This is a genomic window from Nocardia mikamii NBRC 108933, from assembly GCF_001613505.1.
GTDB lineage: Bacteria > Actinomycetota > Actinomycetes > Mycobacteriales > Mycobacteriaceae > Nocardia > Nocardia mikamii.
Genome location: NZ_BDCM01000001.1, coordinates 73,374 through 99,686 on the forward strand (window position 1 = coordinate 73,374; position 26,313 = coordinate 99,686).

Annotated in this window: 34 protein-coding genes; 16 read left to right on the forward strand and 18 right to left on the reverse strand. The window is 67.4% G+C overall.

Annotated elements, in window-relative coordinates; translation table 11 throughout:
* Nucleotides 1-55 precede the first annotated feature (55 nt).
* The 5 genes from NMI01S_RS00340 (at nucleotide 56) to NMI01S_RS00360 (ending at nucleotide 3,547) form a co-directional block, all read left to right on the forward strand.
* A complete protein-coding gene (locus NMI01S_RS00340; RefSeq protein ID WP_062994046.1) occupies nucleotides 56-844 on the forward strand; it encodes an oxidoreductase in 789 nt (262 codons plus the stop codon).
* 358 nt (nucleotides 845-1,202) lie between these two features.
* Nucleotides 1,203-1,523: a hypothetical protein gene (locus NMI01S_RS00345; protein WP_062994047.1), complete on the forward strand. Its 321-nt coding sequence runs from the start codon at nucleotides 1,203-1,205 to the stop codon at nucleotides 1,521-1,523.
* A 32-nt stretch (nucleotides 1,524-1,555) separates the two neighbouring features.
* Nucleotides 1,556-2,950, forward strand: a complete 1,395-nt coding sequence (locus NMI01S_RS00350; protein WP_062994048.1) for a WXG100 family type VII secretion target — start codon at nucleotides 1,556-1,558, stop codon at nucleotides 2,948-2,950.
* A complete protein-coding gene (locus NMI01S_RS00355) occupies nucleotides 2,951-3,253 on the forward strand; it encodes a hypothetical protein (RefSeq protein WP_062994049.1) in 303 nt (100 codons plus the stop codon).
* Between the two features lie 9 nt (nucleotides 3,254-3,262).
* Nucleotides 3,263-3,547: a hypothetical protein gene (locus NMI01S_RS00360; protein WP_157125985.1), complete on the forward strand. Its 285-nt coding sequence runs from the start codon at nucleotides 3,263-3,265 to the stop codon at nucleotides 3,545-3,547.
* Between the two features lie 6 nt (nucleotides 3,548-3,553).
* Here NMI01S_RS00360 and NMI01S_RS00365 read toward each other — a convergent pair whose 3' ends face one another.
* Complete coding sequence (locus NMI01S_RS00365; RefSeq protein WP_062994051.1) at nucleotides 3,554-4,990, reverse strand: MFS transporter; 1,437 nt, start codon at nucleotides 4,988-4,990, stop codon at nucleotides 3,554-3,556.
* A gap of 59 nt (nucleotides 4,991-5,049) precedes the next feature.
* Between NMI01S_RS00365 and NMI01S_RS00370 the strand changes: the two genes are divergently transcribed.
* Complete coding sequence (locus tag NMI01S_RS00370; RefSeq protein ID WP_062994052.1) at nucleotides 5,050-5,559, forward strand: MarR family winged helix-turn-helix transcriptional regulator; 510 nt, start codon at nucleotides 5,050-5,052, stop codon at nucleotides 5,557-5,559.
* A 6-nt stretch (nucleotides 5,560-5,565) separates the two neighbouring features.
* Here NMI01S_RS00370 and NMI01S_RS00375 read toward each other — a convergent pair whose 3' ends face one another.
* From NMI01S_RS00375 to NMI01S_RS00390, 4 genes are all read right to left on the reverse strand, one after another.
* Nucleotides 5,566-5,883, reverse strand: coding sequence for a hypothetical protein (locus tag NMI01S_RS00375; RefSeq protein ID WP_051024354.1), 318 nt, complete (start codon nucleotides 5,881-5,883; stop codon nucleotides 5,566-5,568).
* Between the two features lie 189 nt (nucleotides 5,884-6,072).
* The gene (locus NMI01S_RS00380; protein WP_062994053.1) at nucleotides 6,073-7,485 is read right to left on the reverse strand and encodes an NAD(P)(+) transhydrogenase (Re/Si-specific) subunit beta; all 1,413 of its coding nucleotides are present in this window, start codon (nucleotides 7,483-7,485) and stop codon (nucleotides 6,073-6,075) included.
* Nucleotides 7,486-7,488: 3 nt separating this feature from the next.
* Nucleotides 7,489-7,830, reverse strand: coding sequence for an NAD(P) transhydrogenase subunit alpha part 2 (locus NMI01S_RS00385; RefSeq protein ID WP_062994054.1), 342 nt, complete (start codon nucleotides 7,828-7,830; stop codon nucleotides 7,489-7,491).
* Nucleotides 7,830-8,918, reverse strand: a complete 1,089-nt coding sequence (locus NMI01S_RS00390) for a Re/Si-specific NAD(P)(+) transhydrogenase subunit alpha (protein ID WP_062994088.1) — start codon at nucleotides 8,916-8,918, stop codon at nucleotides 7,830-7,832. Before NMI01S_RS00390 ends, NMI01S_RS00385 begins: the two co-directional genes overlap by 1 nt.
* Nucleotides 8,919-9,244: 326 nt before the next feature.
* Here NMI01S_RS00390 and NMI01S_RS00395 point away from each other — a divergent pair, with 326 nt between their 5' ends.
* The 3 genes from NMI01S_RS00395 to NMI01S_RS00405 are packed head-to-tail and all read left to right on the forward strand — an operon-like array spanning nucleotide 9,245 to nucleotide 11,208.
* Entirely contained in the window at nucleotides 9,245-9,715 is a 471-nt protein-coding gene (locus tag NMI01S_RS00395) for an HIT family protein (protein WP_062994055.1), read from the forward strand.
* Complete coding sequence (locus NMI01S_RS00400) at nucleotides 9,712-10,551, forward strand: maleylpyruvate isomerase family mycothiol-dependent enzyme (protein ID WP_062994056.1); 840 nt, start codon at nucleotides 9,712-9,714, stop codon at nucleotides 10,549-10,551. The genes NMI01S_RS00395 and NMI01S_RS00400 overlap by 4 nt, the downstream gene beginning before the upstream one ends.
* 6 nt (nucleotides 10,552-10,557) lie before the next feature.
* Nucleotides 10,558-11,208 carry a Type 1 glutamine amidotransferase-like domain-containing protein gene (locus NMI01S_RS00405; RefSeq protein WP_062994057.1) on the forward strand — a complete coding sequence of 217 codons (651 nt, stop codon included), beginning with the start codon at nucleotides 10,558-10,560 and terminating at the stop codon, nucleotides 11,206-11,208.
* A 24-nt stretch (nucleotides 11,209-11,232) separates the two neighbouring features.
* Here NMI01S_RS00405 and NMI01S_RS00410 read toward each other — a convergent pair whose 3' ends face one another.
* The gene (locus tag NMI01S_RS00410) at nucleotides 11,233-11,565 is read right to left on the reverse strand and encodes a winged helix-turn-helix transcriptional regulator (protein WP_030513638.1); all 333 of its coding nucleotides are present in this window, start codon (nucleotides 11,563-11,565) and stop codon (nucleotides 11,233-11,235) included.
* Nucleotides 11,566-11,632: 67 nt separating this feature from the next.
* On the opposite strand from NMI01S_RS00410, the gene NMI01S_RS00415 reads away from it, so the two are divergent.
* Nucleotides 11,633-11,959 (forward strand): YciI family protein, encoded by a 327-nt coding sequence (locus NMI01S_RS00415; protein ID WP_062994089.1) that lies wholly within the window; start codon nucleotides 11,633-11,635, stop codon nucleotides 11,957-11,959.
* 9 nt (nucleotides 11,960-11,968) lie between these two features.
* Nucleotides 11,969-12,613 (forward strand): cysteine hydrolase family protein, encoded by a 645-nt coding sequence (locus tag NMI01S_RS00420; protein WP_062994090.1) that lies wholly within the window; start codon nucleotides 11,969-11,971, stop codon nucleotides 12,611-12,613.
* 12 nt (nucleotides 12,614-12,625) lie between these two features.
* Here the strand turns inward: NMI01S_RS00420 and NMI01S_RS00425 are convergent, their stop codons facing one another.
* On the reverse strand, nucleotides 12,626-13,213 hold the full coding sequence (locus NMI01S_RS00425; protein WP_062994058.1) for a TetR/AcrR family transcriptional regulator: 588 nt from the start codon (nucleotides 13,211-13,213) through the stop codon (nucleotides 12,626-12,628).
* A gap of 157 nt (nucleotides 13,214-13,370) precedes the next feature.
* Here NMI01S_RS00425 and NMI01S_RS00430 point away from each other — a divergent pair, with 157 nt between their 5' ends.
* Nucleotides 13,371-14,834: an MFS transporter gene (locus NMI01S_RS00430; RefSeq protein ID WP_062994059.1), complete on the forward strand. Its 1,464-nt coding sequence runs from the start codon at nucleotides 13,371-13,373 to the stop codon at nucleotides 14,832-14,834.
* Nucleotides 14,835-14,881: 47 nt separating this feature from the next.
* Here the strand turns inward: NMI01S_RS00430 and NMI01S_RS00435 are convergent, their stop codons facing one another.
* Complete coding sequence (locus tag NMI01S_RS00435) at nucleotides 14,882-15,202, reverse strand: GroES family chaperonin (protein WP_062994091.1); 321 nt, start codon at nucleotides 15,200-15,202, stop codon at nucleotides 14,882-14,884.
* A 50-nt stretch (nucleotides 15,203-15,252) separates the two neighbouring features.
* On the opposite strand from NMI01S_RS00435, the gene NMI01S_RS00440 reads away from it, so the two are divergent.
* The 3 genes from NMI01S_RS00440 (at nucleotide 15,253) to NMI01S_RS00450 (ending at nucleotide 17,379) form a co-directional block, all read left to right on the forward strand.
* Nucleotides 15,253-16,611, forward strand: coding sequence for an FAD-binding oxidoreductase (locus tag NMI01S_RS00440; protein WP_062994060.1), 1,359 nt, complete (start codon nucleotides 15,253-15,255; stop codon nucleotides 16,609-16,611).
* Between the two features lie 111 nt (nucleotides 16,612-16,722).
* Nucleotides 16,723-17,043, forward strand: a complete 321-nt coding sequence (locus NMI01S_RS00445) for a hypothetical protein (protein ID WP_062994061.1) — start codon at nucleotides 16,723-16,725, stop codon at nucleotides 17,041-17,043.
* A 45-nt stretch (nucleotides 17,044-17,088) separates the two neighbouring features.
* On the forward strand, nucleotides 17,089-17,379 hold the full coding sequence (locus NMI01S_RS00450) for a GNAT family N-acetyltransferase (RefSeq protein WP_062994062.1): 291 nt from the start codon (nucleotides 17,089-17,091) through the stop codon (nucleotides 17,377-17,379).
* 22 nt (nucleotides 17,380-17,401) lie between these two features.
* Here NMI01S_RS00450 and NMI01S_RS00455 read toward each other — a convergent pair whose 3' ends face one another.
* The 5 genes from NMI01S_RS00455 to NMI01S_RS00475 all read right to left on the reverse strand — a co-directional run bounded on the left by NMI01S_RS00455 (nucleotide 17,402) and on the right by NMI01S_RS00475 (nucleotide 21,815).
* Nucleotides 17,402-17,710 carry a hypothetical protein gene (locus tag NMI01S_RS00455; protein ID WP_063920619.1) on the reverse strand — a complete coding sequence of 103 codons (309 nt, stop codon included), beginning with the start codon at nucleotides 17,708-17,710 and terminating at the stop codon, nucleotides 17,402-17,404.
* A 300-nt stretch (nucleotides 17,711-18,010) separates the two neighbouring features.
* Nucleotides 18,011-19,168, reverse strand: coding sequence for an acyl-CoA dehydrogenase (locus NMI01S_RS00460; RefSeq protein ID WP_062994064.1), 1,158 nt, complete (start codon nucleotides 19,166-19,168; stop codon nucleotides 18,011-18,013).
* Nucleotides 19,169-19,351: 183 nt separating this feature from the next.
* Nucleotides 19,352-20,032 (reverse strand): TetR family transcriptional regulator, encoded by a 681-nt coding sequence (locus NMI01S_RS00465; protein ID WP_062994065.1) that lies wholly within the window; start codon nucleotides 20,030-20,032, stop codon nucleotides 19,352-19,354.
* Nucleotides 20,033-20,083: 51 nt separating this feature from the next.
* The gene (purE, locus tag NMI01S_RS00470; RefSeq protein WP_062994066.1) at nucleotides 20,084-20,620 is read right to left on the reverse strand and encodes a 5-(carboxyamino)imidazole ribonucleotide mutase; all 537 of its coding nucleotides are present in this window, start codon (nucleotides 20,618-20,620) and stop codon (nucleotides 20,084-20,086) included.
* A complete protein-coding gene (locus NMI01S_RS00475) occupies nucleotides 20,613-21,815 on the reverse strand; it encodes a 5-(carboxyamino)imidazole ribonucleotide synthase (protein ID WP_062994092.1) in 1,203 nt (400 codons plus the stop codon). Before NMI01S_RS00475 ends, purE begins: the two co-directional genes overlap by 8 nt.
* 151 nt (nucleotides 21,816-21,966) lie before the next feature.
* Here NMI01S_RS00475 and NMI01S_RS00480 point away from each other — a divergent pair, with 151 nt between their 5' ends.
* Nucleotides 21,967-22,512: a GtrA family protein gene (locus tag NMI01S_RS00480; protein WP_062994067.1), complete on the forward strand. Its 546-nt coding sequence runs from the start codon at nucleotides 21,967-21,969 to the stop codon at nucleotides 22,510-22,512.
* A 9-nt stretch (nucleotides 22,513-22,521) separates the two neighbouring features.
* Here the strand turns inward: NMI01S_RS00480 and NMI01S_RS00485 are convergent, their stop codons facing one another.
* The 5 genes from NMI01S_RS00485 to NMI01S_RS00505 form a co-directional block, all read right to left on the reverse strand.
* Nucleotides 22,522-23,832 carry a sensor histidine kinase gene (locus tag NMI01S_RS00485; protein WP_062994068.1) on the reverse strand — a complete coding sequence of 437 codons (1,311 nt, stop codon included), beginning with the start codon at nucleotides 23,830-23,832 and terminating at the stop codon, nucleotides 22,522-22,524.
* Between the two features lie 6 nt (nucleotides 23,833-23,838).
* Nucleotides 23,839-24,516 carry a response regulator transcription factor gene (locus NMI01S_RS00490; RefSeq protein ID WP_030513615.1) on the reverse strand — a complete coding sequence of 226 codons (678 nt, stop codon included), beginning with the start codon at nucleotides 24,514-24,516 and terminating at the stop codon, nucleotides 23,839-23,841.
* A gap of 60 nt (nucleotides 24,517-24,576) precedes the next feature.
* A complete protein-coding gene (locus NMI01S_RS00495) occupies nucleotides 24,577-25,125 on the reverse strand; it encodes a PH domain-containing protein (RefSeq protein WP_036498425.1) in 549 nt (182 codons plus the stop codon).
* Between the two features lie 29 nt (nucleotides 25,126-25,154).
* Nucleotides 25,155-25,952: a biotin--[acetyl-CoA-carboxylase] ligase gene (locus NMI01S_RS00500; protein ID WP_245716639.1), complete on the reverse strand. Its 798-nt coding sequence runs from the start codon at nucleotides 25,950-25,952 to the stop codon at nucleotides 25,155-25,157.
* Between the two features lie 126 nt (nucleotides 25,953-26,078).
* A complete protein-coding gene (locus NMI01S_RS00505) occupies nucleotides 26,079-26,309 on the reverse strand; it encodes a hypothetical protein (protein ID WP_062994069.1) in 231 nt (76 codons plus the stop codon).
* Between the last annotated feature and the right edge of the window lie 4 nt (nucleotides 26,310-26,313).

The following is a 26,313-nucleotide window of genomic DNA, read 5'->3' on the forward strand; positions in this document are numbered from 1 at the left end:
CGCGGCCCTTTTTCACACCGCAATTTTTGACCTGAAGTTCAAGAAAGGGAAGCTCATGGACCTCGAACTCACCGGCAAGACCGCCGTCGTCACCGGCGCGAGCCGCGGCATCGGACTGGCGATCGCCGAGGCGCTGACCGCCGAGGGAGCACTGGTGGTCGGCGCCGCGCGCACCGTCACCCCGGAGCTCGAAAAGGCCAGTGTGGCAGCCTATTCTGTCGATCTCGGTACCTCCGAAGGCGCCACCACACTGATCGACTCGGCGCTGCGCGAACTCGGCGGTATCGACATCCTCGTCAACAATGTCGGTGGCGGTGATGCGGATCGGCTGGGACTGGGCGCATTCACCGACGTCACCGACGAACAGTGGCGAACCCTGTTCGACCTCAATCTGTTCAGCGCCGTCTGGACCACGCGCGCGGCGCTGCCCAGTCTGCTGGAACGCCGCGGCGCGATCGTGAACATCTCCTCGATCAACTCGCGCCTGCCCGCGGCCGGGCCGATCGGCTACAGCGAGGCCAAGGCCGCGCTCACCTCGCTCAGCAAACGCCTCAGTGAGGAACTGGCCCCGCGCGGCGTGCGCGTCAACACCGTATCCCCCGGCGTGGTGGGCACTCCGCTGTGGCGGGACCCGAACCGATTCGGCGGTAAACTCGCTGCGGCGCAGGGCATCTCGCACGAAGACCTGCTCGCGGGCATCGGCGAGAGTTTCGGCATCGCCTCGGGGCGGATCTCGGAGCCCGAGGAGGTGGCCGCGCTGGTCACCTTCCTCGTCTCCGCCCGGGCCGGCAATATCGTCGGCGCCGACTACGTCATCGACGGCGGGACATTGAAAGTCGCGTAACCACTACCGTTCGTGCTTGTGCCGCAGGCCGTTGCCCAGCGCGACGGCCGCGGCCGGCCACGCCCCGACGGTCAACTGCATCCCGGCAAGCGGCGCAGGCCGCTCTGAATGTCGGCGACGAGATCGGAGTAGGCGACTGCCAGCTCGCCGAGTTTCCCCACAGATTCCGTAATTCCGCGGCGCGCGCCTCGGCGAACGCCGCATCGACACTGGCGGTGTAATAGGCGAGACACCCATCATCGTCGGCAACGTGGTGAGCCGGATAGACGAAGTGGTGCGGGGTGTGCGCTCGGTCGTCGCGGTCGTCATCCATCGCGAGACCCGCTTCCCTGCTCTACGCTGACACGAGGAGGGGAAAATGACATTTCAAGTCAATCCGGATGGACTGCGGGCCGCGGCGGGGGAGCTGGCGCTACTACCGACCGAGATCGACAATGCGCCCGAACTCGACGCCGGTCCGGTGGCGAAATTCCTCGCGGGTTTGTCGGTAGGGACCGAACTCGGCAAGTCCAATGCGGCGAGTAAGCAAGCCAAAGACGTTCTGAAGGCGCGTTTCGACGAGTTCTCAGCCCTGTTGGTGACGTGTGCAGACAGCTTTCACGGCAACGACCAAGACGCCGCTCATCGCCTCGCCGCTGTCGCGGATCTGAATTCCGGCGACCCGCACGCGGGCCGGTAGCCAATATGCCGACTCCGAAAGAAGTACTGGCCATGGATACCTCGGGCCTGCAGGGCGTCGCCGACCGGGCCGGCCAGATTGCTGACGCTATCGTCAAAGTAGCGGGCACGCTGCACAAGACCATCCACGACGATCTTGCGTGGCAAGGCACGGCGGCCCGAGCCGCTGAAGACAAAGCCGACCGCGAACAGACTCAGATGCGAGCGATTGCCACCGCATACGATGACCTCAGTGCCGCTTGCGCCGGCGCGGCTCGCGACCTTCAGTACCCGATAGCGGAAATCAAGACGATCTTTCAGCATTACGTCGTCCCGCCGGTTGCCGTCGCGGACGACTGGAGCGCAACCGGAATACAAGATCCGAATTCCGAAGCGGGCGTACAGCTTTCTCGCCTGCCGGGACTGGTCGCCGGCCTCCGAACCGCCGATGCGCAGTGGAGCGCCGCCATTGCCACGGCCAACGACGAACTGACGAGGATGGCATCGACGACTACCTTGACGGCGATCAAGGTCGCCGATCAGAGCTTCAAATCGATAGATTCCCGCGCCGATCCGGAGCGGATCCGTACCTCGGCCGCGGCATTCCAGCAGTTGTTCGGGCGTCCGCCGACAACCGCATCCGACTGGAGTACAGCCGAGGTCCTGAACCCGAACAGCTATACCCCGGAGTTCAAGGGAGTCGGGCCCGAGATCCGTGTCGTCAAGATCACGCCCGTTCCTGGGCAGGGGGTGGTCCGATCGTCTCAGTACATCGAGCAACGTGACGTCTCCGACCCGGACCCCAACCCGCTCAGTCTCAATCCCGGCGCTCGCGACTTGGGGAACAATCGAACGGCCGACCCGAACTTCGATCCCGAACACACGAAGGTCACCACGTATGTCGACTACGAGAACGGCATCGTCGTCATGCGCCAGAACCCATCCGTCCGCGAGAACGACGACGGCAGCCCGGGCGAGGTCAAAGTTGGTGCGCCGGACGGGAAAGTGTGGCAGAACCCAGACGGGTCGGTCCGCATCCAGTACGACGCGGGTAATCCACTGCCGCCCTCCTGGATGACCAAGCCTCCCGGCCTGGATGGCCACGATGTCACGGTCAACGGCGATTTGGTGTTCCAGCCCGGTCCGAACGGGGTCCAAGTGAACGGGACGCGCACCGATTATCCATCATTGGAGGTGTATCAAGACACCCCCGACGGTCGCACGCAAACGATCGCGCTGGACCCGGCGCGATCCGGGAGCTCACTCGGCCCAGCCATGAATCTGCCGTTTCACCACGACATCGGCGTGGGCGGTGCGGCCTTCGGTCCGTTCACCGACTGGAACGACCGCTACGACGTGCCAGGGAATCCGAAGCCGTCGACATCGTTCGGTCCGGTCACGGCGCCGCCCACCGCCCCAGTGCAGCGGATACCCGCAGGGACGGCCTGAATGACGCCGTCTTCGTCGGAAGATGCGCGGTTCTGGCGCCTCGCCACATGGGGCGTGGCGGGTTTCTTCCTGCTGCAGTTGGTGGTCATGATGATCGCGGCGCGGGTGATGCACTCGGACACCGACGGCACGATCTTCGGTTCGTTTCTCGCCGCCTCGGTGGTAGGTACCCTCATCGCCTCGCTCCTTCGATGGAAGGCACGGGGGCCCCTCCGCGGTGTAGCTCTTGCCGCAGTGACCACCGCGGGCATATGGCTCGGGTCGTCTGTCATCATCGGATGCCTCTATTTCGCGACCAGGTAGGAGCGTCCTGTGACCCGAGAACACTCCGCTCCGCAGCACAGGCACGAAACCTGGTTCGGCCAATTGTCATTCAGAGGGGCTGCAGTGTGCCTCACGCTGAACGTGATCCCGTTTTTCATCAACGGATACCTGATCTTCGCGCTCGTCCTGCTGTACGCGATCGAATTGATCGCCGCTGCTCTGCTCTGCGCTCGCGGAGGGCGCGCGCGACAGCTCGGCACAGGCATCGCGGTGGCGTTGGCCGGCACTGCCGTCTGCTTTGTGCTGCTCCCCGCCCTGGGACGGTTGTCCTGACGTCCACTACCGTTCGTGCTTGTGCCGCAGGCCGTTGCCCAGTGCCACGGCCGCGGCCAGCCACGCCCCGACACTCAGCACCGCGAAGCTGACCACGTAGGCGTGCAGCGACGGCACGCCGGTGTGACCGATGGTGAGAGCGCTCAGAATCGAGGCCGTGATGGCGCCGGCGATGCTGCCACCGGCGGTGCGGACCAGTGAGTTGATACCACTGGCGATTCCGCTCTCGCTCATCGGAACATGCTGGACGGCAAGGGTTCCCAGTGCGGCGTAGCCGATCCCGAAGCCGATGCCCTGCAGCGTATTCGAGATGACCATGTCGTAGCCGTGCGCATTGGACAGCGCGAGCCATCCGGTCGCCGCGCCGGCGAAGGCCGCGCCGATGGCCAGGGTGAAGGCGGGGCCGATGCGCGCGACGATACGCCCGGTGCGGAAGGAGAAGAAGGTCATCAGCACCGAGCTGGGAATGCCGTAGAGTCCCACAGCCAGGACCGACCCGGACAGACCGTAACCGACCTTGTCGGCGGGGGTCTGCACGAAGTTCGAGATCAGGGTGAAGGAGCCGAACATCGCGAAGCCCAGCAGCGCCGACGCCATATTGGCCGACAGCGAGCGCGGACCGACCAGCAGCGGCAACCGCACCAGCGGCTGCGCGACCCTGCGCTCCACCAGCACCCACACCACGGCCAGCACGGCGGCCGCGGCGAACAGGCCGATCACGCTGGTCTCGCCCCAGCCCCAGCGCGGCCCCTCGCTGATGGCCAGCAGCAGGCACACCAGCAGACCGGCGAGCAGGACCGCGCCCAGATAATCCGGCTGCCCGCCGTGGCGCTGCCCCACATCCCTGGCGCTCACGCCGACGAGCACGGTGGCGAACACGGCCAGCACCGCCGTCATCCAGAACACCGGATGCGGGTCGGTGGTCTTGTCCGCGATGACACCGGTCACCAGCATGCCGATGGTGCCGCCGACGCCCATGGTGCCGCTGATGACGCCGATGGCGGTGGTGAGCCGTTCGCGCGGGAAGGTGTCGCGAATGATGCCGATCCCCAGCGGAATCAGCGCCGACGACGTGCCCTGCAGCGCCCGGCCGACGATGTAGACGCCCAGCGAACTCGCCACCGCGCAGACCACCGAACCGATGATCAGCAGCCCCATGCAGAACATCACCATGCGCTTCTTGCCGTACATGTCGCCGAAGCGCGAAAGCAGCGGTGTGGCAACGGCTCCGGTGAGCAGCGCGGCGGTGAACAACCACGTGACACCCGCGACGTCGGTGTGCAGTTGCCCGATCAGCCTGGGGAGCAACGGAATTACCACGGTCTGCTGCAGTGAGACCACGAGTCCGGCCGCGCACAGTGCCAGCAGTGTCAAGAGCAGGTGCGCCGGCGCACCGGTTTCGGAATCGGTCCCGGTGGATCGGCCGGTGACGGTCGACGTCATCTGAGTTCCCTATCTTTATACTTACCTAACTTAAGTAAGTTGGGTAGTAGGATAACCCTGTGCCGCGTTCCGAAGGAAGTCCCGAATCGGTGGTCGATGCCGACTACATCGTGGAACTCGAGCGCGCGCTGACCCGGATCGCGCACCTGCTCACCCGGGCCAGACGGCACGATCGCACCGTGGCCGCCGCCGGGGTGAATCTCGATCGCGCCAACGTGCCGCTGCTGCGGATGCTCGCCGACGCCGCGGAGCCGATGCGCATGGGTGAGCTCGCGACCTGCCTGGATGTGGAGGCGCCGCATGTCACGCGCCAGATCCAGCGCCTGGAGCGGGCCGGTTACGTCGACCGGGTGACCGATCCGGAGGACCGCCGGGCGCAGCGGGTGCGCATCACCGACGAGGGCCGGGCCACCGTCGACGCGATCCGCGCGGTGAGCCGCCGCCACATGCGCGACGCGCTGGCGGAGTGGTCGACCGAGGATCTGCGTCAGCTCGCCGCGCTCAACCACCGCATGGTCGACGCGTTTCTCGACAATGCCGAGCGCACCGACGCCTTCGGGCGGCGATGAAGCTGCTCAGCGCTCCTTGCGGTCGATCCGGATGGTGACGTCCGGCCACGGCGGATTCCGCACCACCGCGATCAGGGACAGCGTCGTCGCCACCAAGCCGACGAAGATGCCCAGCAGCGCGATGGCGGTGTCGTCGGTGACGGCGTGCCAGCCGGTGTTGCCGTCCTCGATGACGAAGACGCCCAGCGGCCGGGCGCGCCGGAACTTTCCGCCGGGGCGCGTCACCGGGATGACCGTGGCGCCTTCGGGGGTCTGATACGGCGTCCCGTAGATCGCCGAATCATCGCCCACCGCAGGCAGATCGAACCGCTCCCGAACCGTCATCTCGACCCCTTCCGGCTGCCGTGCCGCGCTCGCGGCACCACCGAGCCCTGCGGGCCACTCTAGTCCGTCACCCGAGCCTGGGAGGCACCGTGCGTCCACGGCGCCGCGAGCACGCGGCTCACCGCCGGAAAACCGGAAAACGGCCCGCAGCAGATGCGCTGCGGGCCGTTCGGGTCGAACCTACGCTCGTTACAGCGCCTTGAGTTCCTCGGTGACGGCGCCGACGGACTTCTTGGCGTCGCCGAACAACATCGAGGTGTGATCGGCGTAGAACAGCGGGTTGTCGATACCGGCGAAGCCGGAGTTCATCGACCGTTTCAGCACGATCACGCTCTTGGCCTGGTCGACGTTGAGCACCGGCATGCCGTAGATCGGACTCGAGGAGTCCTCGCGCGCGGCGGGGTTGGTGACGTCGTTGGCGCCGATCACCAAAGCCACGTCGGTACGCGAGAATTCGCCGTTGATGTCGTCCATTTCCTTGAGCGCGTCGTAGGAGACCTCGGCCTCGGCCAGCAGCACGTTCATGTGGCCGGGCATACGACCCGCGACCGGATGGATGGCGTATTTGACCTCGACACCCTTGGCTTCCAGCAGCGAGGCCATCTCCTTGACCGCGTGCTGGGCCTGCGCGACGGCCATACCGTAGCCGGGCACCACGATCACCTGGTTGGCGTAGGCCATCTGGATCGCGGCATCGGCGGCCGAGGTGGCCTTGGCCTGCTTCTGTTCACCGTCACCGGCAGCCGCGGCACCGCCGCCACCACCGAAACCACCCGCGACGATGGCCGGGATGGACCGGTTCATGGCCTTGGCCATCAGGTTGGTCAGAATGGTGCCCGACGCGCCGACGATCATGCCGGCCACGATCATCGCGGTGTTGTTCAGCGCCAGACCGGCCGCCGCGGCCGACAGACCGGTCAGCGCGTTCAGCAGCGAGATCACCACGGGCATGTCCGCGCCACCGATCGGCAGCACGACCATCAGGCCCAGCACGGCGGCCAGCACCAGCAGCAGCACCATCCACCACCACGGCGCACCGTCCTCGGTGGCGCCGATACCGATCACCACGGCGGAAGCGATCGCACCCAGGGCCAGCAGCAGGTTGACCGGCTGCTGCAGTTTGCCGAGCCCGATCGGGCGGCCGGGCAGGATCTCCTGCAGCTTGCCGAACGCGATCAGCGAGCCCCAGAACGAGATCGAACCGATCATCGCCGCGAACAGCGAACCGATCACGATGTGCACGGTGGGCTGTTCGTGCAGCGACGAGAAGCCGTCGCTGTTGAGGAATTCCGACCACGCGATCAACGCGACCGTGCCACCACCGACACCGTTGAACGCCGCCACCAGCTGCGGCATCGCGGTCATCTTGGTGAACCGGGCCGGCGGAACACCCAGCGCCACACCGACGACCAGGCCCGCGATGATGATGATCCAGTTCGAGGTGTCGCGGATGGAGATGAACGTCGCGATCACCGCGATGCCCATGCCGACCGCCGCGATCCAGTTGCCACGGACCGCGGTCTTCGGGCCGGTCAAGCCCATCAGACCGTAGATGAACAGCGAGAACGCGACGATATAAAGAATGTTGACCAGATTGTCCATGAGTCAGCGGCCCGCCTTCTCGGTGTTTCCAGGGCGCTGGGCGCCCGACGCAGCGGGCTTCTTGCCCTTGAACATCCCCAGCATCCGGTCGGTCACCACGAAACCACCGACCACGTTCAGCGTTCCGAACACCACCGCGACGAACAAGATGATCTGCGTGATCACCGACGGGTGCTCGACCTTGCCGAGGGTGACCAGCGCACCCAGCACCACGATGCCGTGGATGGCGTTGGTGCCCGACATCAGCGGGGTGTGCAAGGTGTTGGGCACCTTGGAGATCACCGCAAAACCCACGAATCCGGACAGCACCAGAATCGCGATATTGGCCAAAAGCTCGGTATACATCAGCCCTGCTCCTCGGAGTCGGCGGGACGGCTCGGCGCACCGGCCACACAGGAATCGGCGAGCACCTGGTCACCGAAATCGGGCTCGAGCCTGCCGTCTTTCAGCATCAGCTCCAGCAGCGCCGCAATATTCTTCGAGTACAGCTCCGAGGCGTGCTCGGGCATCGTCGCCGGCAGATTCAGCGGCGAGCAGATCGTGACACCGTGCTTGACCGCCGTCTTACCGGGTTCGGTCAGCTCGCAGTTGCCGCCGGTCTCCCCCGCCAGGTCGACGATCACACTGCCGGGCTTCATTCCCTCCACCGCGGCGGCGGTCACCAGGCGCGGCGCGGGGCGACCCGGTACCAGCGCGGTGGTCACCACCACGTCGAAGCCCTTGATCGCATCCTCCAAAGCCTGCTGCTGCTGGGCCTTTTCGTCATCGGTCAGCTCGCGGGCGTAACCACCCTCACCGGCCGCGTCGATGCCCAGGTCCAGCCACTGCGCGCCCACCGACCGCACCTGGTCGGCCACCTCGGGCCGCACGTCGTATCCGGTGGTGCGCGCACCGAGGCGCTTGGCGGTGGCCAGGGCCTGCAGACCGGCGACACCTACACCGAGCACCAGCACCGTCGCCGGCTTCACCGTGCCCGCGGCGGTGGTCAGCATCGGGAAGAACCGCGTCGACTCCGACGCCGCCAGCAACACCGCCTTGTATCCGGCGACATTGGCCTGCGAGGACAGGGCATCCATCACCTGCGCGCGCGAGATCCGCGGAATCGCCTCCACGGCGAAGGCGCGCACGCCCGCATCCTGTAGCGCGCCGATCTTGTTGTCCGCGTTGCGCGGAGCCAGGAATCCGATCAGCGTCTGGCCCTGCGACAGCTTGGCGATCTCCGCATCGTTGGGCGGGGCCACCTTCACCACGACCTCGGCCTGCCACGGATCACCGATCGTCGCGCCCGCGGCCTCGTAGGCTTCGTCGGGGATCAACGCCCCGACACCCGCGCCGGCCTCGACGACGACCTGTACACCCTGCTTCACCAGGCTCGGGATGATCTTCGGCACCAACGCGACGCGTCGTTCATCGGCATTGGTCTCGCGAACCACACCGACACGCGTGCAGTGCGACGCGCGACTGTCGTCGCCGGGCTGCGCGCCCTCGTTCGCGCCCTGCGTTGTCTCCACTGGTCAACTTCCTTACTTGTGACGGCAAGCTGGCCCCCTGATGTCCAGGTGGGCCGCCTGTTGGGTCTGGCCGAGCGGAACTTACTTTCCAGTAAGTTCCGAAATAATTCTCGCAACTGTACCCGGCAGGCCGGTGAGATTAGTTGAGATCAACGTCACACCACACCACGCCTTTTCTGTCGAATGCCCCTTCACGCAGCACAGAAGCGGGCTATGCCGGGTGCGCCTTACGCCGTAATGTCTGCCTGGTGAGTGGCTGCCTCTTCTGCCGGATCGTCGCGGGCGACGCACCGGCGACGCGGATCTACGAGGACGAGCGGGTGTACGCCTTCCTCGACATCCGGCCGATCACCCGGGGACACACCCTGGTGATTCCGAAGAGCCACGCCGCCCACCTCGACGAACTCGACGCCGACCTGGGCGCGGATCTGTTCCGCGTGGGTCACCGCATCGCGAAGGCGTTGCGGCGCAGCGACCTCGGCGCCGACGGGGCCAACCTCGTCCTCAACGACGGTAAGGCGGCCTTCCAGACAGTGCATCACGTCCACCTGCACGTGGTGCCGCGCCGCGGTGGTGACCTGTTCACCTTCGCTCGCGGCTTCCTGCTGCGGCGCCCGCACGATCCGGCGGCCACGGCGGCCGCGATCCGCACCGGGCTCGACCGGCTCGGCGCGGAGCCGGACCGACTCGATCCGACCGACAGGGAGACTCGTTCATGAGCACAGCCTCACCCGACCGCACCGAACTGACCAGTGCGCTCTCCGACCAGTGGGATGTGCTGGCGGAACTGACCGGCGGATTGGACGAGGACCGCTGGCGGCTGCCGTCACCGCTGCCGGGCTGGACGGTCTTCGATGTGCTCGCTCACGTGGTCGGCATCGAATCGATGCTGCTCGGCGAGCCGCTGCCACAGGTGGACAACGATGTCCGCGCGTTCGGCCACGTTCGCAACGACACGGGGGCGCTGAACGAGATGTGGCTGGAATCGCTGCGGCCGCTGCGCGGTGAGCAACTGCTGCGCCGGTTCACCGAGGTGACCGTACGCCGCCGCGCCGCGCTGGCCGACGTCGACGCGGCCGCCTGGGCAGCCGACATCCAGTCGCCGATCGGGGTGGTGCCGTACGGCCGGTTCATGCGGGTGCGGTTGTTCGACTGCTGGATGCATCAGCTCGACATCACCGACGCACTCGGCGGTGACGCGAAGGCCCTGGGTATGGACGAGGGTGGGCGGCGCGCCGAGCTCGCGCTGGACGAGATCGAACCCTTCCTCGGGCGCGTGGTGGTCAAGCGTGGCGGTGCGCCCGACGGGTCCCGGATCACGATCGAGACCACCGGCCCGGTCGCCCGCACCGTGCACATCCGCGTCGACGGACGCGCGGAAGTCGTTGCGGCCCTGGATGGTCCGGCCGATACCGTGATCCGGCTGGGGTCGAGTCTGTTCGCCCGGCTGTGCGGCGGACGCACCGCCGCGGCGGATCATCGCGACGAGATCGAGGTCGACGGCGACCGGGAACTGGGTGAGCGGATCGCCGCGAATCTCGCGTTCACGATCTGATTCGCCGTGCGACTCTTCCTGTCCAGCTACCGCTTCGGCGCCCACTACGACCGGTTCGCCGAACTGGTCGGCGGCCCGGGGCCGATCGCGGTGATCCCGAACGCCTGCGACGCATGGCCGTCCGCGTGGTCCGGAGCGGTGACCAGCGATCTGGTTCCCCTGCGGCGCAGCGGATTTCGACCCGAGGTGGTCGATCTGCGCGATTACCTCGGCCGGCCCGCCGCATTGGAGCGGGTGCTGCGCGGATATCCGGCGCTCTGGGTCCGCGGCGGCAACACATTCGTCCTGCGGGCCCAATTCGCCCGCAGCGCAGCCGATCTCGTTCTGCGCGAATTGCTGGCCGAGGATGCGCTCGCCTACACCGGTTACAGCGCGGGCGCCTGCCTGCTGACGCCCGACCTGCACGGCCTGGAGGACGCCGACGATCCGGCCGAGGTGCGGGCCGCCTGCGGTATCGATCCGCGCTGGGACGGACTCGGGGTGGTGGACCGGGCGATCGTGCCGCACGTGGATTCGCCGGGCACCGATCCGGACGGGTACGGCACCCGCCTGGCCGAGCGCTTACGCGCGGCGGGTACGCCGCACTGGGCGCTGACCGACGACGATGCCGTCGTGGTCGACGGTGAACGCACCGAGATGCTGACCGCGGGCACCTGACGCCGCACCCGTCGACCGGCGAGCTCATCCGAGGGTGATACCCGTTCGCTCACACCGCTTTTCGCCCCATTCGTACAGGGCGGTCAGAACCGGAACCAGGCTGCGCCCCTCGGCGGTCAGATCGTATTCCACCTGCGGCGGGACCGTGTCGAATACGGTCCGGCTGACGAGACCGTCGGCTTCGAGCTCGCGCAACTGCTGTACCAGCATCTTCTCACTGGTCGAGGGCATGGCCCGGCGCAGGTGACCGTAACGCCGCACCCCTTCCTTCAGATGCGCGAGGATCACCGGTTTCCACTTCCCACCGATCAGGTCGACTGTGACCTCGACCGGGCAGTAATACCGCCGTTGCGACACCGCGCTCACCTACTTACCGAAAAGTGCGCCCTTGTAACACTGTAATCACCGGACTTGCATGGATCTCATGAAAGTTATCGCCTTCGACCGCTTCAAACCCGGCGTCACCCTCGAGACCATCACACCGTATCTGCCCGAGGAGGTCGCCAATGTGTGGCGCCTCTGGAAGGCCGGAATCGTCCGGGAGAACTATGCCCGCGCCGACGAATCGGGCGTGGTGATCGTCTTCGAGGTGGACAGTGTCGCGGAGGCCCGGCGTTATGTGGACGATTTCCCGTTGTCCAAGAAGGGCTTTCTGGAATGGACCTACGTCCCGGTGACCGCCCCGCTCCCGCTCGAGGCGCTGATGGACGCGTCGGTCGACACCGGCGAACCCTACGACCGGACCAGGTGAGCGGTGTATATGCAGCATGCATTCGGTCTCGACATTCCCCGCACGGTGGCGGACGCGTGCGATCCGGCTCGGACCGCGGTGCTGATCTACGACATGCAGGTGGGCATCGTCGGTCAGATCGCCGCCGGTCAGCAGATCGTCGACGCCTGCGTCCGGCTTCGAGACATCGCTCGTGAGAACGGCTTTCGCGTGTTCTATACCCGGCACATGTCGCTGCCGCCGGCCGCTTCCGGGGTATCACAACTGCGGACGGCCATGGCGTGGCAGCGGGTGGACGATCCGGGCCGGGTGCGCTCGATGTTCCCCCAGGGCTCACCGCAGTATCAGCTGGTTCCGGAGCTGACGCCGGGCCCGGACGAGGTGGTCTTCGACAAGATCACCATGTCGGCATTCGCGGGCACGCCCCTCGATATCGCTCTGCGCGACCTGCGCCTCGACACCGTCGTGATCGCGGGAATCGCCCTCGAGGTCGGTATCGAGCCGACGGTGCGGCACGGCATCGATCTGGGTTATCTGCCGATCATGGTGACCGACGCCTGTGGGGCCGGACATCCCGATGCGGCCGAGCGGTCCTATGCCGCAATGGATTTCGCCGGTGGGTCGCTCACCACCGATCTCGCCGGCCTCGAAAAGGAGATGGCCGCGCGCCGGTAGCGAGCGTTCGGCTCAGCCCTCCTCGCGCGGCGCCACGATCCGGCGCGCGGCGTCGCGCACCCAGTTGCGCAGCTCCGCCGGGTCGTCGGGGCCGCCGACGACGAACCGCCGCGACTGCGGGAGCGCCTGCTGATAGTTGATCAGTCCGGTGAGCAGGGTCAGCAGGTATCCCGGCGGCATATCGTCGCGCAGCAGTCCCCGTCGTTGCGCGGCCTCGACCTTCTCGATCTTGTCCCGGTAGCGGCGCGCGCGGGCCTCGCCGGCGGTGACCTGATCCGGCGCCAGTTCCAGCGCCTCCCACATCTGCAGCCGGAGGAATTCCGGATGCTCGCGGTGGTAGGCGATATGGGCGTCCACCCAGGCGTCGATATCGTCGATATCGGTCGAGACCGCCGCGGCCACATCGATCATCGCCTTCTCGAGCACCTGCTCGAACAGTTGCTGTTTGTCGCCGAAGTAGGCGTAGATCAGCTGCTTGTTGGCCTTGGCATTGCGGGCGATGCGATCCACGCGGGCACCGGCGATCCCGTGGGCGGCGAACTCCTCGGTCGCCGCCTCGAAGATGCGGGCCTTGGTGGCGTCGGGATCGCGCGGGGGCATGTCATCGATGCTAACCAACCAATTGGTTGACACGACGTCGCGGGCGCTGGAATAGTTCTAACCAACCGGTTAGTTACATCCCTCGCGGAGACCGATCCGCATCCCGTGGCGCAGCGCGGCGCCGCCGACACTCTCGACCGATTCCGGGGAGTCCGATATGTCCACCCTCGAAACCCCTACCGCCCCACCGCTTCTGCGCACACCACCGGCCGACGTCGTGCCCTACCCGGCTCGCTGGCGGGTCCTGCCGGTGGTGCTGAGCGCCATGTTCATGGCGATGTTCGACTGGTTCGTCGTCAATGTCGCCGCCTCCTCGCTGCAACACGACCTGAACGCCGGCGAAGCGGCGCTCGAACTGATCGTCGGGGGCTACGGCTTCGCCTACGCCTCGGGCCTCATCACGGGCGGCCGGCTCGGCGACCTGTTCGGCCACCGGCGCCTGTTCGTGATCGGCATGCTGGCCTTCACGGTGGCGTCGCTGCTGTGCGGCCTCGCGACCGACGCCTGGACGCTGGTCGGGGCCCGAGTGCTGCAGGGCGGCACCGCGGCGCTGATGGTGCCGCAGATGCTGGCGCTGATCAACACCCTGTTCCCGCCGCTCGAGCGGCCGCGGGCGATGGCCGCGTTCGGCGCCACCATCGGCCTCGGCGCGGTCGCGGGCCAGGTGCTCGGCGGCATCCTGCTCGACGCCGATCTGTTCGGCTGGGGCTGGCGGACCATCTTCTACATCAACGTGCCGATCGGGCTGGTCGCGGCCGCCCTGGCCGCACGCTGGCTCCCCCGCACCGGCAGCACCCGCCGGGCACGGCTGGATCCCGTCGGCGCCGTGGGCATTTCCGCAGCGCTGGCCCTGCTGCTGATCCCGATCACACTGGGCCGGCCGGAGGGCTGGCCGCTGTGGACCTGGGTGTCGATGGCGGCCGCGGCGCCGGTGCTGCTGGCGACACTGCGCTACGAGAACCGGCTGGCACGCCGGGGCGGGGAACCGGTCCTCGACACCGCCATGGTCCGCGAACGCGGCTTCAGTCTCGGTCTGGTGATCGCGGGCGGTTATCTGACCTTCTTCGCCGGCTTCATGCTCTGCCTGACGCTGATGCTGCAGGGCGGACTCGGATTGTCGCCGCTGCGTGCGGGTTTGGCGTTCGCGCCGCTGGGACTGTGCTTCGCGGGCAGTTCACTGTTCCTCGCGCCGCGCGTCGCCGGCCGCTTCGGCAACCGGGTCATGGTGATCGGAACCTGCACCAGCCTGACCGGTCTGGGAATCACCCTGGCGGTGCTGGCCGGCATGGGCACACAGGTGAGCGCCCTCGCGCTGATTCCCGGCATGATGATCGTCGGCCTCGGCAACGGTATGACCATCCCCTCGGTCGTCTCGGCCGTGCTGTCCTCGGGTATTCCCGCACCGCAGGCCGGGATGGCGGCCGGCGTGCTCACCACCGCGCAGCAGTTCGGAAATGCCATCGGCGCAACGGTTCTCGGCGTCATCTTCTTCTCGGCGCTGGGCGCGGCACACACCACCGGCAGCTATGTGACCGCCATGGAGATGGCCGCGGTGGCCGGGATCGTGGTCCTCGGGGTGGTGCTCGCCGCCGCGCTGGCGCTGCCGCGACGAACCCGTTGATCCGCTCGATGCTCCCGGTCGCACGACCGGGGGCATCGCCATAGCGGTTACAGGTAGAGGCCGGTGCCGTGTTCGGGCCGCTCGCTGGCGACCGCGTGCAGATCGCGTTCGCGCAGCACCAGGTAGGCCTGGCCCTGCACCTCCACCTCGAACTGATCCTCGGCGCTGAACAGCACGCGGTCGCCGACACCCACGCTGCGCACGTGCGACCCGACCCCGCTGACCTCACCCCAGGTCAGCCGCTTGGCCACCTGCGCGGTGGCGGGAATCAGAATGCCGCCGCTGCTGCGTCGTTCGCCCTCCTCCGGGGAGACACGAACCATGATCCGGTCGTGGAGCATCTGGATCTCGAGCTTGGCATCGGACACCGCGGCAGTGTACTGCGCACGGATCCCGTGCAAGCACGTAGGTTCGGGGTGTGGACATCGCAACACTCGCAGACCGGCTCCCCGACGGCACGGTCGTCACCGATCCCGACATCCTCGCCGGGTACCGCCACGACCGCGCGCTCGATCCACATGCCGGGATGCCGGTGGCGCTGGTGCGGCCGCGGACCACCGAGCAGGTCGCGACCGTGGTCGGCTGGGCACACGAACATCGGGTTCCGCTCGTGCCGCGCGGCGCCGGAACCGGACTCTCCGGCGGCGCGACCGCGCAGGACGGCGCCCTGCTGGTGAGCACCGAGCGGATGCGCGAGATCACGGTCGATCCGGTCACCCGCACCGCCGTGACCCAGCCCGGACTGCTGAACGCGGAGGTCAAACGGGCCGCCGCCGAACACGGACTGTGGTACCCGCCGGATCCGTCGTCGTTCGAGATCTGCTCGATCGGTGGCAACGCCGCCACCAACGCGGGTGGGTTGTGCTGCGTGAAATACGGCGTCACCACCGACTACATCCTGGGTATGGAAGTGGTGCTCGCCGACGGCACGGTGGTGCGGCTGGGCGGGCCGCGGCTCAAGGATTCCGCCGGGCTGTCGCTGACCAAACTGTTCGTCGGCAGCGAGGGCACCCTCGGCATCATCACCGAACTGACACTGCGCCTGCTGCCCGCGCAGCCGCAGCAGAGCACCGTGGTCGCCACGTTCTCCACCCTCACCGCGGCCACGGCGGCGATCGAGGCGGTCGCGGCCCGGCTGCGTCCCTCGATGCTGGAATTCATGGACTCGGTGGCGATCAACGCGGTCGAGGACGAAATGCGGATGGGACTCGATCGCGAGGCCGCCGCCATGCTGGTGGCCCGCTCCGACGCCCCCGGCGAATTCCGCGCGCGAGAGGCCGCGATCATCGCCGAGGCCTGCGAAAGCGCCGGAGCCGCCGAGGTTTTCCGGACCGAAGACCCGGAGGAGGGTGAAGCGTTCTGCGCCGCACGACGATTCGCGATACCCGCGGTGGAACGAAAGGGCCCGCTCCTGCTCGAGGACGTCGGCGTGCCGCTGCCACGCCTGGGCGACCTGGTCACGGGGATCGCCGAGATCGCCGAGCGGCGCGAGGTGCTGATCTCGGTGATCGCGCACGCCGGTGACGGCAACACCCACCCGCTGATCGTCTACAACCCCGCCGATGCGGACGAGACCGCGCGCGCCCATCAGGCCTTCGGCGAGATCATGGACCTGGCCATCGCGCTGGGCGGCACGATCACCGGTGAGCACGGGGTCGGGCGGTTGAAGAAGGCGTGGCTGCCCGATCAGGTCGGTCCGGAGGTGATGGATCTGACCCGGCGTATCAAGGAGGCCCTGGACCCGCACGGCATTCTCAATCCGGGCGCCGTGCTCTGAAATCGAACGCAGCCGGAAAAATCTCGCAAACCGGACAGTTGGCGGCTATGCTGCGAGACCCTGGCTCGCTCGCCTGATGAGCGGCCCCTGTCGAAAGCCTCCCGAGGACACATGATCAAGAGCCTGCCCGCCGTCGTATTCGCCACCGCGACGACCGCTTCCCTGCTGATTCTCCCCGCGGCCACCGCCCAGGCGAAGTCTCCGGCCTGCGATCGAGCCATCGCCATGGTCAACGCGGGCGTGCAGATGAGCGGCGGCACATTCGATGCCGAGACGGCCCGGGCCCTGCACGATCGGCTGTGGACCGTCGGCGATCTCGCCGTGGGTGAGGAGCGGGCGGCGATCACCGGATACGCCGATGCCCTGATCGACGACAACGTCACGGACCTGCAGCCCTTCACCGACGAACTCAATCGAGTCTGCGGGAGCTGACCCGCGCGCGGAACAAATCGGCCCCGGAGGGCGGTTCCACCTCGTATGACGACCAGGCTCGAGCACAATACGGCCGCCGGCCGCTACGAGATCTACATCGACGACACTCTCGCGGGCTACGCGGACTACAACGAAAGCAGCGCGGGCGACAAGCCGATTCGCGACCTCAACCACACCCTCACCTTCCCCGAATTCCGGGGGCGCGGGGTAGCGGCGCAACTGGTCGACTACGCGCTCACCGACTGCCGCGACAGCGGATTCGCCGTGGTGCCGACCTGCTGGTACGTGGAGCAGTACATCGGCGACCACCGCGAATACGCCGACCTCGTCGCCTAGCGGACGTACTCCGGCGGCCGCGTCAGATGCGGCGCCGCCAGACCAGGAACTGCCGGTCGCCGACCGTCTCCATCGCCTCGATCACGGCGGCGTTGTCGAAGCCCGGCAGTTTCTGCAGGCGGGCCAGGAACTCGGTGTCGGCAGCGGAATGCGGGACCACGCAACCGTTCCCGCGCACACCGATCAGCACGAAGAACACATCGTCGGCGAAGGGGCCGTCGGCGGTCGTGATGATCCGCACCTCGGTCAACTCCAGCCAGGTGACCTCTTCGATTCGCCCGTTGTCCAGGGTGCGGCGGACGAACCTGTCGGTGATCTCCACGCCTGCCATGCATCAATATTGCGCTGCGAAAGCCGTTGGGACAATTCCGAATTCGCCCGATTGCGATTGAACGAACATTTGAAATTGCAGATGAAAGTACTTCGCAGAGATTTTCTGGGCACTACCATTCTACCAGCGAAAATTGCCGGTAATTCACTGAATTCGGCGCTTCGATACCGTAACGCGCCCTGACAACCCGCCGCGCGCGACGCGCCACGAGCCGCGGCCGCTGCGGTTCGATGTCACAAGATGACGTGGGCGGTGCCGAGTCGTCACCGGCACCGCCCACGCCCTCGGGCGACCGTGCGATCAGCGCAGCAGCTGACGCGACATGACCAGACGCTGAATCTGGTTGGTGCCCTCGTAGATCTGGGTGATCTTGGCGTCGCGCATCATCCGCTCCACCGGGAAGTCGGTGGTGTAGCCGGCGCCACCGAACAGCTGCACCGCGTTGGTGGTCACCTCCATCGCCACATCGGAGGCGAAGCACTTGGAGGCGGCGGAGATGAAGCCCAGGTTCTTCTCGCCGCGCTCGGCGCGGGCGGCCGAGGTGTATACCATCAGGCGCGCGGCCTCCACCTTCATCGCCATATCGGCGAGCATGAACTGGGTGTTCTGGAAATCGGCGATGGCCTTGCCGAACTGCTTACGGTCCTTGGTGTAGGCGATCGCGGCGTCCAGCGCACCCTGCGCCAGGCCGACGGCCTGCGCACCGATGGTGGGCCGGGTGTGGTCGAGGGTCTGCAACGCGGTCTTGAAACCGGTGCCCTCGGCGCCGATGATCCGGTCGCCCGGGATGCGGCAGTTCTCGAAGTACAGTTCGGCGGTCGGCGAACCCTTGATGCCCAGCTTGTGCTCGAGCGGGCCGACCACGAAGCCCTCGTCGTCCTTGTGGACCATGAACGCGGAGATGCCGTTGGCGCCCTTCTCCGGATCGGTCACGGCCATCACGGTGTACCAGGTGGACTGGCCGCCGTTGGTGATCCAGCACTTGGAGCCGTTGATCACCCAGTCGTCACCGTCGCGCTTGGCGCGGGTGCGCATGGAGGCCGCATCCGAACCGGCCTCGCGCTCGGACAGGCAGTAGGAGGCCATCTTGCCCTCGACGAGGTCGGGCAGCACCTTCTGCTTCAGCTCCTCGGAGCCCTGCAGGATCAGGCCCATGGTGCCGAGCTTGTTCACGGCCGGGATCAGCGAGGACGAACCGCAGACGCGGGCGACCTCCTCGATGACGATGCAGGTGGCGACCGAGTCGGCACCCTGACCGCCGTAGGCCTCGGGGACGTGGACCGCGTTGAAGCCCGCGGCGTTCAGCGCGGCCAGGGCCTCCTGCGGGAACCGGGCGTTGCCGTCGACATCCTTGGCGTGCGGGGCGATCTCCTTCTCGGCCAGCCCGCGAATCGCCGCGCGCAGCTCGTCGTGGATGTCGTCCAACTTGAACAGATCGAAATCGGGGTTGCCCGCCATGGGTTCACTCCTGGTCGTGGGGTTTCGGTTCGCCTGGTCCGCGAATTCCGGCACTACACTGGCGCACCTCGGCACTCAGTGCCAGTCGCATTCGAGTATACGCTGCCGAAGCGCGACAACGTGAGGAGATACCCGGAATCTCCCGTGGCACTCAGTGCCAAATGGCGGAATCGTCGGCCCGGGTCACAGGTTATCGAGACGGTCGGCCAGGAGGTCGGCGACCTGCCGGGCCGGCATCGCGCGCGGGAAGACCGCCACCACCAGCTCGGCCGGATCCGGGGCCGGACCGGGTGGCGCGATCGCGCGCACCGCCGCGCGCAGATCGGCCGCGCTCGCCTCGGATCGACCACGCACCATGCGGCGCAGCAGATAGTTGTGAGTGGCGGTGACGGCCGCACTGAACTGGATCAGCGCCAGATCGGGCACCTCGGGAAGCCGATCACGCAGATAGTCGGTGAACAGCCGTTCGTACCGGAACACGGTCACGATCTCGCGATCGCGCAACGCCGGCGCCTGCCGGACGACCCGATAGCGGCGCGCGGCCAGTTCCCTGGTCTCGGTGAACCGCTCGAAGATGCCGACCACCGCCTCCCGCACGGCATCCCACGGATCACCTTGCGCCGCAGTCAGATACGCCGTCGCGCGGGCGATCTGCTCCTCGTGGTCGGCGAAGACCACATCCTCCTTCGACCGGAACTGCCGGAAGAAGGTCCGCCGCGAAATCCCCGCCGCCTCCGCGATCTCGTCCACCGTGGTCGCCTCGTACCCCTGCTCCGCGAACAGCCGCAACGCGTGATCGACCACGGTCAGCCGGAACTCCGCGGCGTCGGCGGCACGAACGGGGATCGAATTGTCGCTGGGCACCCCACAACGGTAGCCGTGCCGTACGGGGAGATCCCGGACGCGCCGACGGCGCTAGCCGAGCAGGCGGGCGCGCAGGGCTTCATCCTTGTCCAGGACCAGTTTCTCCAGGTCGGCCTGGAACTGCTCCATGCGGGTGCGCAGCTGCGGGTCGGCGGCGGCGAGGATGCGGACGGCCAGCAGGCCCGCGTTGCGGGCGCCGCCGATGGAGACCGTGGCGACGGGGACGCCGGCCGGCATCTGCACGATCGACAACAGGGAATCCATGCCGTCGAGATACTTCAGCGGGACCGGGACACCGATCACCGGTAGCGGCGTGGCCGAGGCGACCATACCGGGCAGGTGGGCGGCGCCGCCGGCACCGGCGATGATCACCTTGACGCCGCGACCGGCGGCCTCGCGGGCATAGTCGAGCATGCGCTGCGGCGTGCGGTGCGCCGAGACCACACCGACCTCGAAGCGAATCCCGAACTCCGCCAACGCTTCCGCGGCCGCTTCCATCGTGGGCCAGTCGGAGTCGCTGCCCATGATCAGGCCGACCGCCGGAGCGGAGCTCGCGGAGCGACCATCGAACCCGATTCCGTTACTCATGGGGATCCCATCCATCGGTCCACACCGCGTGCGACATCCAGTGCGCCGCCCGTTCGGCCTTCTCCCGCACCTCGGTCACGTCGTCACCGAGGATGTTCACATGCCCGATCTTGCGCTTCGGGCGCTCGCCCTTGCCGTAGAGGTGCACCTTCGCCTCCGGGATCCGGGCGAACAGGTGATGCAGCCGCTCGTCCATCGACATCGCCGGCGCCTCGGCCGCGCCGAGAATATTCGCCATCACCGTCACCGGCGCCAGCGGCGTGGTGGCGCCCAGCGGATAGTCCAGCACCGCGCGCAGATGCTGTTCGAACTGTCCGGTGACGGCGCCGTCCATCCCCCAGTGCCCGGAATTGTGCGGGCGCATCGCCAGCTCGTTGACCAGCAGGTCACCGGCGTGGGTTTCGAACAGCTCGACGGCCATCGCACCGGTGACGCCGAGTTCGGCCGCCAGCCGCAGGGCCAGCGATTCCGCCTCGGTCGCGGCCTCGTCCGACAGCTCCGGCGCGGGCGCGATCACCACGGCGCACTGCCCCTCGCGCTGCACGGTCTCCACCACGGGCCAGGCCGCGGCCTGCCCGAACGGCGAGCGCGCCACCATCGCGGAGAGCTCGCGCTTCAGATCCACCCGCTGCTCGGCGAGCAACGTCACACCGTGCCCGAGCTGATCGGTGACGATGCGTTCGGCCTCGGCGGCGTCGTCGATCATCCACACGCCGCGCCCGTCGTAGCCGCCCCGCACCGCCTTCAGCACGAACGGACCGTGCTCGGCGAGGAATCCGGTGGCGTCCGCGACGGCGTCGACCGCCGTGAACGCCGGAACCGGCACGCCCATCCCGGCCAGCTTGCGCCGCATCGCGAGCTTGTCCTGGGCGTAGACCAGCGCGCCCGGCGGCGGCTGGACGTTCACACCCTCGGCCACCAGCGCCAGCAGATGCTCGGTCGGCACATGTTCGTGGTCGAAGGTCACCGCGTGCGTACCGACGGCAACCTTGCGCAGCGCCGCGAGATCGGTATGCGATCCGAGCACCACCTCCGGGCTGACCTGAGCCGCCGGATCGCCGGGTCGCTCGGCCAGGACCCGCAGGCACTGTCCCAGCGCCACCGCAGCCTGATGCGTCATCCGCGCCAACTGCCCGCCGCCGATCATCGCGACGGTCGGCATCCCACCGCCTTCGAAACTGCGCGAAACCGGCATCGGTTCACCTTCGGCAACCTCTTGCACCCCGGTGGAAGGGTCCATCGATGGCCCACTACGCTCGCTCACAGCCCACCATGTTGTCATGCGCCCACACGCGGGAGTGAGTGCGGGTTGATTGCCCATTGCGGGACGGACGTAGACTCACCGGGTGCCATTTGTCGACGATGTGGTCAACATCCTGCCGAAAACACTACGGGACCTCGCTATTCGTCATCACGAGCTGATCAAGTTCGCGATTGTCGGAGCGACCACTTTCGTCATCGACAGCGGTATCTTCTACCTCCTCAAATTGACCGTTCTCGAGTCGAAGCCGATCACGGCCAAGATCATTTCCGGGGTTATCGCGGTCATCGCGTCCTACATCCTCAACCGGGAATGGTCGTTCAAGGGTCGCGGCGGTCGTGAGAAACACCACGAAGCCCTGCTGTTCTTCATGGTCAGCGCCATCGGAGTGCTGCTGTCGAATCTCCCGCTGTGGGTTTCGCGGTATTTCTTCCACCTGCACGTGCCCGATGTCAGCTTGACCGTGGAGAACATCGCCGACTTCGTCAGCGCCTTCATCATCGGCAACATCCTGCAGATGGTGTTCCGATTCTGGGCGATGAAGCGCTGGGTGTTCCCCGACGAAATCGATGCGCTGGTCGAAGAATTCGAAGAGCTGTACGAGGAAGAGAAACCGCTCGGCTTCAGCTGAACCCATCGTTCAGCGGGGCTCCCCGATGACGCCGTTACCCGATCGCCCCGCGGTCGGCTTACCGAGAAATACCGCGAACAGCGCCGGACGCCGACGCTGGAGTTCCAAGCGTCCGCCGTCGGCTTCGATCAGCGCGCGCGCCAGCGCCAGCCCCACTCCGGTCGATCCGGCGCCGGAGAAGCCGCGGTCGAAGATGTGCGGCGCCAGTTCGTCGCTGACCCCCTCGCCCTCGTCGGCCACCTCCACCGCCACCAGCGGTTCCCGGTCGGGGCCGCCGTAGACCGTGCGCACCGACACCGAGCAGTCACCTCCGCCGTGCACCAGCGCGTTGTCGACCAGCACGGCCACCGCCTCACGCAACCGCGATCCGGTCACCGGGGCGCGTAGACCCGGATCGCCGGAGAGCACGAGCTTGCGCCCCGCCTCGGCGAAGGGATGCCGCCATTCGGCGACCACCCCGCGCAATTCGGCGACCACCGGCACCGGTTCGTGATCGGCGGCGTCCTCGTCGCGGGAATCGCGGACCAATTCGTCGATCGCCTCGGTGAGCCGATCGACCTGCGCCATCGCCTCCTCCGATTCCTGGACGACCGCCGGATCCGGATGCGCCGACAATTCGTCGAGGCGCAGCCGCACCGCGGTCAGGCGACTGCGCAACTGATGGGAGACATCGGCGACCAGCGCGTGCTCGCGCTGCAGCCGGCCCGCGATCTCCACCGTCGCCGAATCGAGCACATCGGAGACGCGGTCGAGTTCGGTGATTCCGTGCCGGCGCGGATCGGGCCGGAAATCGCCCTTCGCCAGCCGCGCGGCACGCGCGGCCACATCGCGCAGCGGATCGGCGACCCGGCGCGCGGTCACCACCGCCACCGCGGCCCCCGCGGCCAGCGAGGCCAGGGCCACCAGCGCGACCGCGCCCACCGCTTGCCGCTGCATCGAATGCATGGGGGCGGCCGGCACCTCGAGTCGCAGCGAGCCGGACGTGCCCATCGACAGCGATTCCACCACCGGGTTCTCGACCTCCGGCGCACCCGCGTCCACGCGCAGCGCCGCGTCCTCGGGCGTCGGATAGATGATGGTCAGCCGTCCGCCGGACGGGATCAGCGGCCGCACCGAGCGCAGGTCGAGCACGCCGTGGACCAATCCGTCGTCACGTTCCTGGCCGACGATCTCCACCGACATGCGATCCAGCCGGGCCCGCAGGTCGCTGCGGGTGATATCGGCCACCCACTGCCACGCCGTGAACGCCAAGGGGATCCCCAGCACCACGGTGGTGAGGGTCAGGGCCGCCAGCATGGACAGCAGAATTCGGCGCCGCATCGGCGATCAATCGGTGTTGAAGCGGAAACCGACACCACGTACGGTGACGATGCGCCGCTCCGCGACGGGGCCCTCGTCGCCGATCTTGCGGCGCAGCCAGGACATGTGCATGTCGAGGGTTTTGGAGCCGCGCAGATCGGCATCGCCCCACACCTCGCGCAGAATCGTCTCGCGCGGCACGACCTGCCCGGCCCGGTCGATCAGCACCTTGAGCAGTTCGTATTCCTTGTTGGCGAGATTCACCTCGTGGCCGTTGACCAGTACCCGGCGCGCCGCGGGTTCGAGCCGCACGCCGCCGATCTCCACCGCCTCGTCGCCGATGCCGCTGCGCCGCAACAGGGCTCGCACGCGGGCGAGCAGTTCGGCGAGGCGGAACGGTTTACCGACATAGTCGTCGGCGCCGGCGTCGAGACCCACCACGAAATCGACTTCGTCGGTGCGGGCGGTCAGCATCAGCACCGCGAGATCGGCGCCCCGGGCGCGTACCTGGCGGCACACCTCCAGGCCGTCCATACCGGGTAGCCCGAGGTCGAGGATGAGCAGATCGTGTTCACCCTCCAGCGCCCGGCGCAGCACGGCGGGGCCGAAACTCTCGACGGTTACCGAATAGCCTTCGCGCCCCAGGGCTCGCGAGAGCGGAGCGGCGATGGCCTCATCGTCCTCGGCCAGCAGTACGGCGGTCACAGCACAAGATTACTGGCGAACCGGGCCGATCGGGCGTGCGCCACCGAACCGCGGCGGCCGCTACCGCCGGCGGCCGTAACGAGGGTCCTGATACTGGTCGTGGCCCGGATCGCCGTGCGGGTTGTCGAAGACCTGGTGGTACAGCAGCGAATGCACCTTCTGCACGTTCGGAATGTCGTCGTATTCCAACGGATCCCCCGAGGCGGCGTCGATGATCAGCGTGCCCGTTCCCAGCAACCGGTCCGACAAGCCGTGGCGGAACTGCACACTGGAGATACGGTTCATCGGGATATCGATGCCGGTGTGGGTGAGCACGCCCTCGCGTACCAGCACCCGCCGGTCGGTGATGATGAAATGCGTTGACTTCCAACGGATCACCTGCGACAGGCAACGCCACACGACCAGCAGCGCCCACACCACGACGATCGCGATGAGAACGATGTTGCGCGTGGTGCCCTCGGTGTTGCGCCAGGCCAGCCCGCTCAGGAATCCGGCCAGCGCCGTGGCGAGGATGAAGGTGAGCGCCGGCAAGAACAACATCTTCCAATGCGGATGACGATGCAGTAGCAGCTGCTCGTCCGGCGCGAGCAGCTCCTCCGGATAACTCATATGCGAACCCTACCCCCTGATTCGTCCCGCTATGCCGGGCGAAGATGAGTGACGTCGCCCGCCGATACCGAACGGCCACCGATGATCAAGCGGCCGTAGGCGTCGATGTCGGTGGCAACGCCGGTGAGGACCTCGCCGCCCGGCAATTCCGCCCGCACATCCGCGCCGAGGGTGGCGCAGCGGGCACGATACGCGTCGGCCAGCCCGCCGACATTCCAGTTCTCCGTCCGCCATTCGGTGAAGTGGCGGGCGAAGGCGCGCAGCAGGGCGAGGACCAACGCGTTGCGGTCGGCGTTCTCGGCACCGGCCAGGGTCAGTGAAATGGCATGCGGCACAGGAAGTTCATCCTCGGTGAGACTCACATTCAGCCCGACGCCGACGACGACCGCCGGAGCGTCCGCGCCGGAGGCCACCTCGGCCAGGATGCCGGCCACCTTGCGGCCGCCGATCAGAACATCGTTGGGCCACTTGAGGTTCGCGTCCAGGCCGGTCGTTTCGCGGACCGCGTCCACGACGGCGACACCGGTCAGCAACGGCAACCAGCCGAGGACGGCCGGTTCGATACCGCCGAGCCGCACCAGAATCGACATCGCGATCTGCGCACGCGGCGGACTCACCCACGAACGTTCATGACGGCCGCGGCCGCTGTCCTGATATTCGGCGACCAGCACCCGTCGATCGGAGGACGGATCGCCGGCCTCGCCGATCAGATCCGCATTGGTCGAACCGGTCGACTCCACCACATCGATACGGGAGAAGAACGACAGGTCGGGCTGTTCGGCGACGGCATGTCGCAGGATATCGGCGTCCAAGGGTGGCCTCTGCACGCCTCGCAGGCTACTCCTGCGAGCTACGGCCGCCGATATGCCGCTCCGCAACGAACCTCCGCATCCGGCGAGTGCGACCGGGACGCGGGCGCCGGTATATCGGCGGCACCCGCGTCGCGGTTCCTCTCATCGGGCCAGGTCGTACTCCGGCAGCTGGATCGAGCGCACCATCGCGCTCGCACCGTTGAATGCCGTCACGGCGTCGGAGGCCGGTTCGCCGACCTCTTCCGGGGCCGGCTCCCCCGTCCGCTCGGCCCAGACCTCCGGATCCACGACGGTCGGCGCCGGTTCTCCGGCCGGCCGGGTCCACGCTGTCGCGGTAGCCCGTTCCGCGACCGATCTACTCCACTCCCACATCGCG